This window comes from Pseudomonas sp. R1-43-08, assembly GCF_003852255.1.
Taxonomy (GTDB): domain Bacteria; phylum Pseudomonadota; class Gammaproteobacteria; order Pseudomonadales; family Pseudomonadaceae; genus Aquipseudomonas.
In genome coordinates this window covers 3,289,853-3,302,765 of record NZ_CP027734.1, presented here as the reverse complement: position 1 = coordinate 3,302,765, position 12,913 = coordinate 3,289,853, and the positions used below count along the sequence as shown (strand labels likewise).

15 protein-coding genes are annotated in these 12,913 nt (G+C 60.7%); 7 read left to right on the top strand and 8 right to left on the bottom strand.

Translation table 11 applies throughout. The features are described 5' to 3' along the window. Positions 1–7: 7 nt before the first annotated feature. Positions 8–760, top strand: coding sequence for a TetR/AcrR family transcriptional regulator (locus C4J87_RS15095; RefSeq protein ID WP_124367434.1), 753 nt, complete (start codon positions 8–10; stop codon positions 758–760). 166 nt (positions 761–926) lie between these two features. Here the strand turns inward: C4J87_RS15095 and C4J87_RS15090 are convergent, their stop codons facing one another. Beyond that, a complete protein-coding gene (locus C4J87_RS15090; protein ID WP_124367433.1) occupies positions 927–1,988 on the bottom strand; it encodes an FUSC family protein in 1,062 nt (353 codons plus the stop codon). A 43-nt stretch (positions 1,989–2,031) separates the two neighbouring features. Continuing rightward, on the bottom strand, positions 2,032–3,648 hold the full coding sequence (locus tag C4J87_RS15085; protein WP_124367432.1) for an NADP-dependent glyceraldehyde-3-phosphate dehydrogenase: 1,617 nt from the start codon (positions 3,646–3,648) through the stop codon (positions 2,032–2,034). Between the two features lie 138 nt (positions 3,649–3,786). On the opposite strand from C4J87_RS15085, the gene C4J87_RS15080 reads away from it, so the two are divergent. From C4J87_RS15080 to C4J87_RS15070, 3 genes are all read left to right on the top strand, one after another. Further along, complete coding sequence (locus C4J87_RS15080) at positions 3,787–4,668, top strand: Dyp-type peroxidase (protein ID WP_124367431.1); 882 nt, start codon at positions 3,787–3,789, stop codon at positions 4,666–4,668. Between the two features lie 86 nt (positions 4,669–4,754). Continuing rightward, entirely contained in the window at positions 4,755–5,144 is a 390-nt protein-coding gene (locus tag C4J87_RS15075) for a hypothetical protein (protein ID WP_124367430.1), read from the top strand. A gap of 132 nt (positions 5,145–5,276) precedes the next feature. After that, positions 5,277–6,650 (top strand): MFS transporter, encoded by a 1,374-nt coding sequence (locus C4J87_RS15070; protein WP_124367429.1) that lies wholly within the window; start codon positions 5,277–5,279, stop codon positions 6,648–6,650. On the opposite strand, the gene C4J87_RS15065 is transcribed toward C4J87_RS15070, so the two are convergent. Next, entirely contained in the window at positions 6,645–7,154 is a 510-nt protein-coding gene (locus C4J87_RS15065) for a DUF3087 family protein (RefSeq protein ID WP_124368982.1), read from the bottom strand. The two genes, C4J87_RS15070 and C4J87_RS15065, sit on opposite strands and share 6 nt — an antisense overlap. Positions 7,155–7,268: 114 nt before the next feature. Here C4J87_RS15065 and C4J87_RS15060 point away from each other — a divergent pair, with 114 nt between their 5' ends. Then, positions 7,269–7,448, top strand: a complete 180-nt coding sequence (locus tag C4J87_RS15060) for a hypothetical protein (RefSeq protein WP_124367428.1) — start codon at positions 7,269–7,271, stop codon at positions 7,446–7,448. Between the two features lie 14 nt (positions 7,449–7,462). Next, positions 7,463–7,660, top strand: a complete 198-nt coding sequence (locus tag C4J87_RS15055) for a DUF6021 family protein (RefSeq protein WP_124367427.1) — start codon at positions 7,463–7,465, stop codon at positions 7,658–7,660. Between the two features lie 43 nt (positions 7,661–7,703). Here the strand turns inward: C4J87_RS15055 and C4J87_RS15050 are convergent, their stop codons facing one another. Further along, the gene (locus C4J87_RS15050; RefSeq protein WP_124363304.1) at positions 7,704–7,940 is read right to left on the bottom strand and encodes a DUF6555 family protein; all 237 of its coding nucleotides are present in this window, start codon (positions 7,938–7,940) and stop codon (positions 7,704–7,706) included. A 252-nt stretch (positions 7,941–8,192) separates the two neighbouring features. Here C4J87_RS15050 and C4J87_RS15045 point away from each other — a divergent pair, with 252 nt between their 5' ends. Continuing rightward, positions 8,193–8,945 carry an outer membrane beta-barrel protein gene (locus C4J87_RS15045; protein ID WP_124367426.1) on the top strand — a complete coding sequence of 251 codons (753 nt, stop codon included), beginning with the start codon at positions 8,193–8,195 and terminating at the stop codon, positions 8,943–8,945. Between the two features lie 63 nt (positions 8,946–9,008). Here the strand turns inward: C4J87_RS15045 and C4J87_RS15040 are convergent, their stop codons facing one another. The 4 genes from C4J87_RS15040 to nuoM form a co-directional block, all read right to left on the bottom strand. Beyond that, positions 9,009–9,323, bottom strand: a complete 315-nt coding sequence (locus C4J87_RS15040; RefSeq protein ID WP_124367425.1) for a DNA-binding transcriptional regulator — start codon at positions 9,321–9,323, stop codon at positions 9,009–9,011. Further along, complete coding sequence (locus tag C4J87_RS15035; protein WP_124367424.1) at positions 9,313–9,663, bottom strand: toxin; 351 nt, start codon at positions 9,661–9,663, stop codon at positions 9,313–9,315. The genes C4J87_RS15040 and C4J87_RS15035 overlap by 11 nt, the downstream gene beginning before the upstream one ends. Positions 9,664–9,899: 236 nt before the next feature. Then, positions 9,900–11,363 carry an NADH-quinone oxidoreductase subunit NuoN gene (nuoN, locus tag C4J87_RS15030; RefSeq protein WP_124367423.1) on the bottom strand — a complete coding sequence of 488 codons (1,464 nt, stop codon included), beginning with the start codon at positions 11,361–11,363 and terminating at the stop codon, positions 9,900–9,902. A 7-nt stretch (positions 11,364–11,370) separates the two neighbouring features. Further along, positions 11,371–12,903: an NADH-quinone oxidoreductase subunit M gene (gene nuoM / locus C4J87_RS15025; protein ID WP_025858974.1), complete on the bottom strand. Its 1,533-nt coding sequence runs from the start codon at positions 12,901–12,903 to the stop codon at positions 11,371–11,373. Positions 12,904–12,913 lie beyond the last annotated feature (10 nt).

Here is a 12,913-nt window from a genome sequence, read left to right as displayed (position 1 = left end):
AACCCTTATGGCCGCGAAGAAGCTCAGCGCTCCAAACATTACCAAGACTCGACTGCTGGATGCGACAGAGGCGCTCTTTATTAAGTACGGATATGACGCGGTTTTATTACGGCAGATTACCGAGCGCGCCCAGGTCAACCTGGCTGCGGTGAACTATCACTTCGGGGACAAGGACTCCCTGATGAAAACCCTGCTGATGCAGCGCCTGGAGCCGCTCAACGAGCAGCGCCTGGAATTGCTGGCGCGTTGCGAGGCCGAGTCCGATGGCCCGCTGGACTGCGACACGCTGCTCGGCGTGCTGTTCGCCCCGGCCATGGGCCTGGAACGCAGCGATCCAGCCAGTGGGGAAGGGCGTTCCTTCATCCGTTTTCTCGGTCGGGTGTACAGCGACACCTCGCCGTTTATCCAGGAATACCTCAAGGTGCATTACCAGCCGGTGTTCCAGCGTTTCTTCGAGGCGTTCGCCCTGGCATTGCCGGATTTGCCACGCAATGAACTGGGCGTGCGCCTGCAATTTGCGCTCAAGGCGATTTCCGGGGTGATGGCCGGCACTGAATTGCGCCTGCTGATGAACTCCATGAGCCTCGGGCGCCCGGCGACGGATGCCGAAGTGATGGCCAAGTTGATCACCCTGGTATCGGCGGCCATTCGTGTGCCGCAGCAGAGCGCTGAGGCCGAAACGGCCTTGGCCAAAGTGCTGGAGACCCAGCGGGCGATTCGTGAGCAGGCAACAACGCCTGCCGGCAAGGTTGCGCGCTAGGTCAAATCCAGGGCAAAAAAAAGCCCGCTGGGGCGGCGGGCTTGATATGCAACGTTTGTAACGGATGAGGCTTCACACTACGTCTCGGCTTGTGAATAAAACGTGAAAAATATGTAAGAGAAAGTGTGAATACGTTAATGCGAGCAAATTTACCCAACGGCCTTCTCTAGATTTTCCAGCGAGGGGCACTTTTCGCCAGCCGCTGGCGCATCTGATCCACGTTATCCGCCAGTTGTACGGTTAACAATCGATAACCATCCAGCGCACTGTATACGGGTGCATCCAGTTTGGTTTGGGTGCCGCTGGCGGTATGGGGGCGTTGCAGACGCTCCGTAACGCCCGATTTCAACGCCCGTGCCATTCCCACCAACTGCACCCGAATCTGCCGATGCTCGGCCTTGAGCATCACGCGCATCCGCGCGCTAGCTTGCTCATCACGCGGGTCCGGTCGGGTATTGCCAAGAATCTCCAGGGTGCTGATGCACATGCGCAGGTGCCGCTGGAGTTTATCCAGCTCGGTCATGGAAATTCGCACTTCCTTGGACACCGACGGCATCAGCGAGCGCAGTTGCAGCATGGCCGCGTTCAAGCGGTTGAGGAGTTTGAGGTGTTCGTCATCGGTGACCGATTGGCCATTGATGATCCGGCTGTAGATCGCTGCACAATCGCGTAAGGCACTGGCCAGGTTGTAGCGCCATGAGTACACCGCGTACAACGGCAGGGCGAAGGAAAACGCCAGGGCCAGCGCGATGCCGATCAGGATGTCGACGGTGCGCCACAACCCATCCGAGATCGGGTTGTCGCCGTGCCCGGCCACGATAAACACCGTGATCGCCGACAGCAGCGCGATATAGCCGCCCTTGCCGATGGCGTGGTAGGAAAAGAACCCGCACACCGCCGACATCAATAAGTAGGTGAGCAGCGGCATACCCAGCCAGGCATGTTGCACCACCACCAACAAGCCGACGCTGGCCCCGATCAACGTACCGTAGGCGCGTTCCACGGCTTTCTTGCCGATATTGCCGTGGTGCTGCAACCCGCCGATCACGATCAGCATGGTCACCGACGCCCACTCACCATGGGGCAGGTTGATGCCGGTGGTCAGCAGGATCGTTGCCAGCAAGCCGATGGACACGCGTACCGCGTGGATCAGCTTGGCATGGCGATAGCGGCGGTACGGGTCGAGCACAGGGCGCAGCAGGCGCCGGGCGAGCATAGGCAGGTTCATCGGTAGTAAAGGGGCCTCGATTGCAGGAGCGCGCGCGGTGCGCTCAAAAAATGTAGTCGGTGCTGATGAAGCTCGAGTCACGGTTGCGCAGAATCTCGCTGACCAAGGCTTTATTGCTCTCCTGGAACTTGGTCGCGACCAAGGTGCGGATCGAGAACACACGCAGCGCGTCATGTACCGACAACGTGCCCTCGGCCGAGTTCTTGCGCCCGTTGAAGGGGAAGGTGTCCGGCCCGCGTTGGCACTGGGCGTTGATATTGATCCGGCCGACCTGGTTGGCGAAGGTATCCACCAGGCGTCCGACTTCGACGGGGTTGGTACCGAAAATGCTCAACTGCTGGCCGAAATCCGAGTCCAGCACGTAGTCGATCACGGTATCCAGGTCACGGTAGGGCACGATCGGCACGACGGGGCCGAATTGTTCTTCGTGGTACACGCGCATCTGCGGGTTCACCGGGTATAGCACCGCCGGGTAGAAGAACGACCCACGGCTGCTGCCACCTTCGGCGTTGACAACCTTGGCGCCGTGCCGCGCCGCATCGGCCACCAGTTCGTTGAGATAATCCACCTTGCCCACTTCCGGCAGCGGCGTCAGCGCTACGCCATCGTCCCAAGGCATACCGGGCTTGAGCGTCGCTAGCTTGGCGTTGAACTTCTCGATAAAGCTATCGACCACATCCGCGTGCACAAACAGGATTTTCAACGCGGTGCAGCGTTGGCCGTTGAACGACAGCGAGCCGGTGAGCGCTTCGCTGACCGCGTTATCAAGGTCGACCTCGGGCAGCACGATGCCGGGGTTTTTCGCATCCAGGCCCAATGCGGCGCGCAGGCGGTGGGGTTTTGGATGCAGTTTTTTCAGGTCGCTGGCGGCTTTGTTGGTGCCGATGAAGGCAAAGATATCGATCTTGCCGCTGGCCATCAGCGCGCTGACGGTTTCGCGGCCGCTGCCGTAGATCACGTTGATCACCCCGGCCGGGAAGCTGTCGCGGAACGCCTCCAGCAACGGGCGGATCAACAGCACGCCGAGCTTGGCCGGCTTGAACACCACGGTATTGCCCATGATCAGCGCCGGGATCAGCGTGGTGAAGGTCTCGTTGAGCGGGTAGTTATAAGGCCCCATGCACAGCGCCACGCCCAGCGGTACGCGACGGATTTGCCCGAGGGTGTCCTGTTCCAGTTCGAAGCGGCTGCTGCGCCGGTCGAGTTCCTTGAGGGCGTTGATGGTGTCGGTGATGTAGTCACAGGTGCGGTCGAACTCTTTCTGCGAGTCCTTGAGGTTCTTGCCGATCTCCCACATCAGCAGCTTGACCACCGCGTCGCGCTGTTCGCGCATGCGCCGCAGGAAGGCTTCCACATGCTGGATGCGGTCGGCCACGCGCAGGGTCGGCCATTCACCCTGGCCCCGGTCATATGCGCGCACGGCCGCGTCGAGGGCGGTAAGGGCGGTCTCGGCATCCAGCAGCGGGGTGCTGCCGATGTGCACGCGTTCATCGCCAAGTTGCACCGGGCTTTGGATGCGCGCCAACGGGCCATTCCACACCCGCAACTGGCCGTCGACCAGGTAATCACGCTGTTCAATCGGCGCGCCCAGGCGAAATGGCTCGGGAATGTCGGCGGTAGAGGCGGGAAACAACTGGGCGAGCAGGTTACTGGTGGTCATGGCGCTACCCCTGGAATAGTTGCAAAACATGACTAGAGAGTCACCCATACCAGGGTTCTATGGCAAGGCTTGCGCGCTTTCCCCTGCGCATTCCGGGTGCTTCGGGATAAACTGCGCGGCTTTCTTGAAGGAGTTCACATGAGTCAGTACCAGCCGGGCATTCTTGCCGCACCGGTGCCGTTGCAGGCACGCCATCTGTTTTTTGCCATTGAGTCCCTGGACGCCTTGCCCGCTGCGCTGGACGCACTGGTGCAGTTGACGGACTCCGCGGCGGTGGTCGGTTTCGGTGAGCCGCTGGTAAACGCATTGGGTGCACGCATCGAAGGGCTGCGTAGCTTCCCGGCCCTCAGCGGCCCGGGCGCGCATAACCCCTCCACCCAGCAGGCCCTGTGGGTATGGCTGCATGGCGTGGACCGGGGTGAGTTGTTGCTGCGCAGTCGCGCGTTCGAAAAAGCCCTGGCGCCGGCGTTGCGCCTGGTACAAATGACCGAAGGCTTTCGCTACAAGACCGGTTTCGACCTGACCGACTACGAAGACGGCACCGAAAACCCTCACGACGACGCGGCCGTTGAAGCGGCCCTGACGGACAGCGGCGCCAGCTTCGCCGCTATCCAGCAATGGCAGCACGACCTCGACGGTTTCGCTGCGCTGCCTGCCCAGGAGCGCGACCACATCATCGGCCGCCGCCATGGTGACAACGAAGAGCTCGACGACGCCCCTCAATTTGCCCACACCAAGCGCACCGCACAGGAAAGCTTCACCCCGCAGGCCTTCGTGGTGCGTCGGTCGATGCCATGGGCCGAGAACGGTCAGGCGGGGCTGATGTTTCTCGCGTTCGGGCATTCCTTCGATGCATTCGAAGCGCAACTGCGCCGCATGAGTGGCCTGGAAGACGGGATTGTCGATGGTTTGTATCGCATCAGCACACCGTTGACCGGTGGCTACTACTGGTGCCCGCCGTTGAAACAGGGGCATTTGGACCTGAGCGCGATTACCCCGGCTACGCCGATCCACAGGTGACAGCTTGCCCCCTGAAGCCTTGGAACTGACCGATGGTCGCTGGCCACAGAACAGCGACCTCGGCAAACTTCCAGGAGCACTTAACCATGCTGATCTCAAGCATTTGCGTGTCGCACGTTTCACCGGCACGTCCGTCCCCCAGCAATTACTCGAGGATGTCGGATTCGGATCTGGCCAAGGCGTTTGGTGACAACTTCCAGGCGTTCAAGCACCCGACGACTCCGAATGCAACCACGGACAAAATCCGTGAAGTAGCGGGACGTTCGCTGACGGGCGATGCGCAAAAAGACAATGAAACCCAACTGGCCCGCGAAGTACTCAAACGTGACAACGTCCTGAAGGCACTGGATTCAGTGGATGACAACGGCAAGCGCGACGGCGTGATCGGCCCTTGGAATCCGCAGATGGCGGCTGATCAGTTAGCCTGTAATCGCTGCATGAGCCCGTCCGTTACCACCGTCCAAATCACCTATTGAGCCGGGCCAGGCCAGGCCAGGCCAGGCCAGGCCTCGGCGAACATGAAAAAATTGACAGCCACGCCAATGACCGCTGAAAAAAATCTGCACTGGTCGTAATCTGAGCGCCCTTGCCACCCGTGCGGATCGTTCATGTCTTCTGTTGCCGATGGGCTGCCCCTCAATAAACGCTTGCCGGCCGTGATTGCCCTGTCCTTGGGGATCGGCATGGCGACCCTCGACACCGCCATCGTCAATACCGCCTTGCCTACGCTGGCAGAGGGTATTGGCACTGACTCGGCTTCGGTGATCTGGGTGGTCAACGCCTACCAGTTGGCGATTGTCGCGACGGTGCTGCCGTTCGCGGCGCTGAGCGATGTACTGGGGCATCGCCGCGTGTACCTGGGCGGGTTGCTGCTGTTCATTGTTTCGTCGTTGTTGTGCGGGCAGGCCGATTCGCTGCTGACCCTGACTGCCGCACGGGTGGCGCAAGGCCTGGGGGCGGCGGCGCTGATGAGCGTCAACACCGCGTTGCTGCGGCATATCTACCCCGCAAACATGCTCGGGCGTGGCCTGGGCTATAACTCGCTGGTGGTGGGGCTGGCGTTCACCTTGGGCCCCACCGCCGCATCGGCGATCCTCTCGGTCGCCACCTGGCACTGGCTGTACCTGATCAATGTGCCGTTGGGGCTGCTGGCCCTCGGCCTGGGCCTGCGATCGTTACCCGTGCTGCCAATCATGGGTCACGCTTTCGACCGTTTGGCGGCGCTGTTGTGCGCAGGCTTGTTTGCCTTGCTGGTCTTGGGACTGGGCGCCGCCGTGCATGGCGCACAGGGCGCGCTGACCCTGGGGCTGATCGCGCTGGCGCTGGTGTTCGGCGCGTTGCTGCTGCGCCGCGAGGCCGGGCACCCGGCGCCGATGCTGGCGGTGGATTTGTTCAAGCGCCCGGTGTTTGCATTGTCTTCGCTGACCGCGATCTGTGCCTTCAGTGCCCAGGGCCTGGCGTTTGTGGCGCTGCCGTTTCTGTTGCAGACGACGCTGGGCCACAGCCAAGTGGAAACTGGTTTTCTGATGACACCGTGGCCGGCCGTGGTGGCGGTCATGGCCTTGATCGCAGGGCGCCTGGCCGATCGTGTGTCACTGGGCCTGCTGTGTGGCATTGGTTTGTTGATGCTCAGCGTCGGCATGGCTGCGCTGGCCACCTTGGGCACTGACGCCTCGGCCTTCGAAATCGGCTGGCGCATGGCCCTCTGCGGCGCCGGTTTCGGCTTTTTCCAATCACCCAATCTCAAGGCCTTGATGACCAGCGCACCGTTGGCTCGCAGCGGCGGGGCCAGTGGCATCGTGGCGATCTCGCGGCTGCTGGGGCAGACGCTGGGCGCATCGTTGGTAGCGTTGTGTTTTCATCTGTTCGTGGCCAGTGGCCCGCAATACGCATTGTGGCTGGGGTGTGTGTTCGCACTGGCCGGGGCCGTGGCCAGCGGCCTGCGTTTATTGCCCTATAAACGCACGGATCAGCCTTTATAGCTGTAGCCACGCCGGATCAAGGCGGGTCTGTTCGGTATCGATGCCCAGTGCCTGCATTTTCGCCGCATGCGCGTCGATCTCACCGGCCAGTTGCGCCTGGGCGCTGGAGTTGGCATCCAGGGCATGCATCTGCGTCAGGCCCAGGTGGTAGAAGCGCAGTAGCTTGATCGCGCTGGGGTCATTGGCCTGGACTCGTTCGCTGACCTTATGCATCACATTGGTCACGCTCATCAGGCTACGCTTGAGCTGCCAGCCGTATACCGCCGGCGCCAACCACGCCTGGTTCCAGAACGGGCCGCGCACCAGGGCGACGGTGATCAACACTCCGGCAAACACCCCGCCGACATTGAAGCGTAAGTTATCACCGCCCGGTTCACCGAACAGCATCACCGCCAGGCTCGACAGCAACATCGCCAGGGCCAGGAACACCACAGCGACGATCAGCGTGCTGCGGCGGGTCTGCTGCCGGTAGACAGCGGGGTCACAGGGTTTGAGTTCGAACATTCGGGTCAGGTCTCCAGCACGGGAGGGCATCTTCTCATGCTTGAAGCAATCAAGTTGAACGATGGCCACAAGGGGTTCCTCTAAATCCGTGAAGTCCCCATGAGGTAAGCCATCATGTCCGAACACAAGCAACCGCCACCTGGCACGCCTGATCCTGATCGAACGCCCGGTGAAGAGGAGCGCGATAACGATGCACTGCGCCCCAATGATCCGGCGGAGCGTCAAGACAACGACGACGTGGAGCGGGTCGAACACGACCTGGAAACCCTTCACGACAAAGCCCGCCCGTTGTAAGCAAGGAGGTCTTCATGAGTAATCCCCCGAACGGCCCGCGTTCCGACGAACACGCCAGCGGTAACGATGAGTTGGGTTTCGATCCCGATTCGCCTGATTTGGCTGACCCGCAGGTCGACCCCGTCGGCCCGGCCATCGCGCCGCTGGACAAGCAAAAAGAGCAGCCGGAAAAAAAGCCGCCCTACGATCCGCTGGGCGACTTGAAGAAGTGAACCAGGCCCCGCAATTTGCGGGGCTTTGTTTATTTGGAGGGGCTTATTTTGGAGGGTTCCAGCTCACGTCAGTGATGCCGTACTTTTCAGCCCAGGGCCGGGTGGTTTTCTTTACTTGCTCGTGCCCGACGCGGCCGATGCGGCTGACGTGCGCGATGTCGGCATCGACGGCCGCCCAATGCCAGGCTTCGGTGCTGTTCATCACCTCGGCGCGTACCACGAAAGACTTGGGTTTACCGTGTAGTTGATAGTGGATGGTGTAGATCTTAGCGGTACTCATGTTGCCTCCCTGTCTTGTTATAGATGGATAGGTAGGCGCGCGGAAAGGTTCATTCAAAATCACAATTCGCAGCGGCACTTGCGCGGGGACTTGAACACTGGCTCCTGGCCGATAGCGAAGAGTATTGACCTAGAGCCTTCGCTGAACCGTTTTTTGTCCATTTTGGTGCAAATCCGTTCGAACTTTTTGCAACCGCCGAGGTTCGAACCGATTCCTGAATACTTTGCTCACTCAAAAATGGAGATGTAAACGATGTCCAGACTATTCGGAAAATTTCTCAAGAACACCTCGTTGCTGGCCCTGGTGGCCGCGCCAACCGTGGTGTTCGCTGCGCCGTCCACCGACCCGATTTCCACCTTCGGGATTCTCGGCAGCTATAACGACTTCAAACTCGAAGGCGGTAGCGACAGCGACAAGGAGCACATGCCCGAAGCGGGCCTGTTCTATAACTTCGGCAACAAGCTCACCGCTGAATCCGGCTTTATCTACCAGGCCGGTATCGAAGCCAAGTACGGTGAGAAAAGCGACAACAAACTCAAGGAAGGCCAGGCCGACCTCGACCTCGGCTGGCGTGCCGCGCTGGATGCGCGCAACTTTGTCGATGTGATCGTCGGCGGTGGCTACACCTGGACCCGTTACGAGCCGGACACCAATGGCTACGACATGAAGCTCACCAACAAGTCGCCGTTCGCCAAGGCGGCCCTGGGCTACAACCACCAGTTCGATGACATGACCCTGCGCGTTGAAGCCGGCGCCCGTCATACCATCGATGGCCGCGCCAAACTCAAGGTGGACGGCGTCGGCAGCGACAGCGTCGACCTCAAGGACCGCACCAACCCTTACGCCGAAGTCAGCCTGCTGATGAACCAGAAGGGCGACCTGCCGGTAATGGCGGGCCTTTACTACACCCGCACCGAGTATAAGCTCGATGACGACTCCTATGTGGCCGACAACACCAAGCTCAAGCGTGATGAGTATGGCTTCAAGGTCGGTATCGCGTTCTGACGCTGTAGCCCTGTAAAAAACGCCCCGAACTGTCGGGGCGTTTTTTTTGAGGAGTTTTACAGGTCAGCCCAGCGCGGCAAGTTGCGCAACGGTTTCAGGAAAACGCGCCACCAGGCGTATCAGCGTGACCGCCTGTGCATTGGGCTTGGCGCGGCCCTGTTCCCAATTCTCCAGGGTGCGGGTATTGGTGCGCAGGTACATGGCGAATACCGAGCGGGAGAGGTTGAGTTGCTGGCGCACTGCGATCACTTCTTCGGCGGTGAGCGGCGCCAGTTTGTTGAGGTGGACTTTATGGGTGCGCAGGGTGATTTTGCCCTGGCGTTCGTCGGCCAGGGCGTCAAAGCCTTCGACCAGTTCGGAAAAAATTTCACGTTTCATTGTGTGCTCTCGCTTTGATTTCCCTGTCCAGCATGTGTTTAAGGGCTTTCTTGTGGTGTGGTGCCAGGTCGCTCTGTTCGTGTTTGCCGTACAAGGTGAATAACCAGAATTGCGTGCCGCCCGACCACCAGTAATAGATGACCCGCAGGCCACCGCGCTTGCCTTTGTTTCGTCGCTCATCGACGAAGCGAACCTTACGTAACCCTCCCGTTCCTTCGATCACGTCTCCCGCTTCCGGATTTTTCATCAGCTCCTGTTGAAAACCGTGGAAAAGCTCGTCACTCAGATAGTCCCTGCGATGCCGTTCGAATGCCGGCAGTTCGATAAATAGAGCATCCATGTTCTGTACGTAGCCTGCGTATAGTTTGGTGGCCCACTCGCGACCGGTCAAGTGACCTTGCTGTGGGAACTTTCTTAAAACGCAACCACCTTAAGGCCACTTCCGGCGGGCAGATGCCAGACGAAGCGGCAGGTCAAGGAGGAAAAGTCAGCGAGCAGGGAAGGGGAAAACCAGGCCTTGGAAACGCAAAACGGCGCCCGAAGGCGCCGTTCTGTTTACTGCATCAACTTAAGCGATCAAACCCCCAGCACCGCATGCTGCACCAGCGTCAGCAACGGTTGCGGGTACACACCCAGGAAGAAGGCGAGCAGGGCGATGGCCAGCAGCATCACGCCGCCTGCCTTCTGTTCCCAATGCAGCTCGGCATCCACACGGCGCAGGTTCGGCTCGATCAGGTACAGAGTGACCATCACGCGCAGGTAGTAGAACACGCCGATGGCGCTGCCCAGGACCAGGGACGCGACCAGCCACCACTGGTGGGCCTCGACGCCGGTGGCGACGATGTAGAACTTGCCGATAAAACCGGCAGTCAGCGGGATACCCGCCAGGGACAGCATCATCACGGTGAGTACGGCGGTCAGGTACGGACGGCGCCAGAACAGGCCGCGGTATTCGTACAGGGCGTCGGCATCACGGCCTTTGTATGGCGAGGACATCAGCGTAATCACACCGAATGCACCAAGGCTGGTGATCACGTAGGTGACCAGGTACACGCCGATGGCCTCCACGGCCAGGCCTTTGCTCGCCACCAGGGCGATCAGCAGGTAGCCGAAGTGAGCGATGGACGAGTAACCGAGCAGACGCTTGAGGTTGTTCTGGGTCAGCGCCAGCAGGTTGCCGAACAGGATCGACGCGATGGCGATCACAGTCAGTACATTGCTCAGCACGCCGGTATTGGCGGCAGGCGAGATCTGGAACAGACGCACCATCACCGCAAACACGGCCACTTTCGACGCAGTGGCCAGGAACGCGGCCACAGGCGCCGGGGCGCCTTCGTACACGTCGGGGGTCCACAGGTGGAACGGCACCAAGGAGAGCTTGAACGCCAGGCCGATCAGCATCATTGCCAGGCCCAGTTGGGCAATCGGCGCCGGGCTGTTGGTGGCGGCCAGGGCGTGGCCGATACCGGTGAAGCTCAAGCTGCCGGCTTCGGCGTAGAGCAGGGCCATGCCGAACAACAGGAACGCGGAACCGGCGGCCGACAGCACCATGTACTTGATGCCGGCTTCCAGGGAGCGTTTGTTGAAGAAGGCGTAGGCCACCAGGCCGTAGGTCGGGATCGACAGCAATTCCAGGCCGATGAACAAGCCGGCCAGGTGCTGCGCGCTGACCAGCACGATACCGCCGGCCGCAGCCAGCAGGATCAGCAGGTACAGCTCTTCCTTGTTGCCTGGGTAGCCGGTGCCGCCTTCGCCGAGGTAGGCGTGGGCGAGGGTGACGCAGGCCAGGGTCGCGACCAGGATCAGCGCGATATACAGCAGCGCGAAGTCATCGACCATCATCAATGGCGTGACCGCCAGTGGTGCGACCTTGAGGGCCGGGATGATCGACAGCAGGGCCAGGTTCAACCCGGCGCAGGACAGCAGGAACGTTTGCGAATGATTGCGGCGCCAGGCGATCGCCAGCATCACCACCACGATGGTGAGGCTGGTGATCAGCAGCGGCGCAAGCGCGATAAAGTGTTGGATCGTGAATTCCATAGCGCTCTTACCGGGCCGAAGCGAGTTGAGAGAAGGCGGTGCCGAACCACTGCTGCACGCCATGCATCGTTGCGGCAGAAGTGTCCAGGAACGGCTGTGGGTATACGCCGATGTAGATCAGCAGTACCGCCAGGCCGAGCACCATGATCAGTTCGCGCGCATCCATCCCTTGCAGGACGGTGTCGGACTTGGCCGGGCCGAAGTAGGCGCGGTGGATCATGATCAGCGAGTAGACCGAACCGAACACCAGGCCGGAGGTAGCAATGGCGCTGATCCACGGCGTCTGCACGAAGGCACCCATCAGGATCAGGAACTCGCCGATGAAGTTGCCGGTACCCGGCAAGCCCAGCGATGCAGCGGCGAAGAACAGGCTGATTGCCGGCAAGTACGCGATGCGCGACCACACCCCACCCATTTCACGCATGTCACGGGTGTGCAGGCGCTCATACAGCTGGCCACTCAGGATAAAGAGGGCAGCGGCCGAGACACCGTGGGCCAACATCTGGATCACCGCGCCCTGCAGCGCCAGTTGGCTGCCGGAGTAGATGCCGATCAGTACGAAACCCATGTGGGAAACGGACGAGAAGGCGATCAGACGCTTGATGTCGGTTTGCGCGAAGGCCAGGAACGCACCGTAGAAGATCCCGATCAGACCCAGGGTCATGGCGATCGGCGCGAACTCGGCCGAGGCATTCGGGAACAGCGGCAGGGCGAAACGCAGCAGGCCGTAGGCAGCGGTTTTCAGCAGGATACCGGCCAGGTCCACGGAGCCGGCGGTCGGCGCCTGGGCGTGGGCGTCAGGCAACCAGGAGTGGAACGGCACCACCGGCAGCTTCACCGCGAAGGCGATGAAGAAGCCCAGCATCAGCACGTACTCGGTGGTCAGGGACATCTTGGTTTTCAACAGGTCGGCGTAGTTGAAGGTAATCACGCCGGTGTTGTTGAAGTTGACCAGTACCAGGCCCAGGATCGCCACCAACATGATCAGGCCGGAAGCCTGGGTGAAGATGAAGAACTTGGTCGCCGCGTAGATCCGGGTTTTCTTGCCGTCCGAAGAACTGTGACCCCAGAGCGCGATGAGGAAGTACATCGGCACCAGCATCATTTCCCAGAAGAAGAAGAACATGAACAGGTCCAGCGCCAGGAACACGCCGACCACGCCGCCCAGGATCCACATCAGGTTCAGGTGGAAGAAGCCCACATGACGCTGGATTTCTTTCCAGGAGCAGAGTACCGAGAGGATACCCAGCAGGCCGGTCAGCAGGATCATCAACAGCGACAGGCCGTCGAGGGCCAGGTGCACGTTGATGCCGAAGCGCTGGATCCATACGTGCTTGAATTCAAGCGCGAAGGTCGGATCGACACCCGGAGCGGGGGCGAATGAATAGTCGCCATGGGCCCACAGCCAGAGGCCGAGCGCGAGTTCCAGGGACATGGTCAGCAACGCAATCCAGCGGGGGAGGGTGGCGCCGAAGCGTTCACCCATCCAGCAGAGCAGGCCGCCGATAAAGGGGATCAGGATTAGCCAGGGCAGAATCATGACGGGCTCG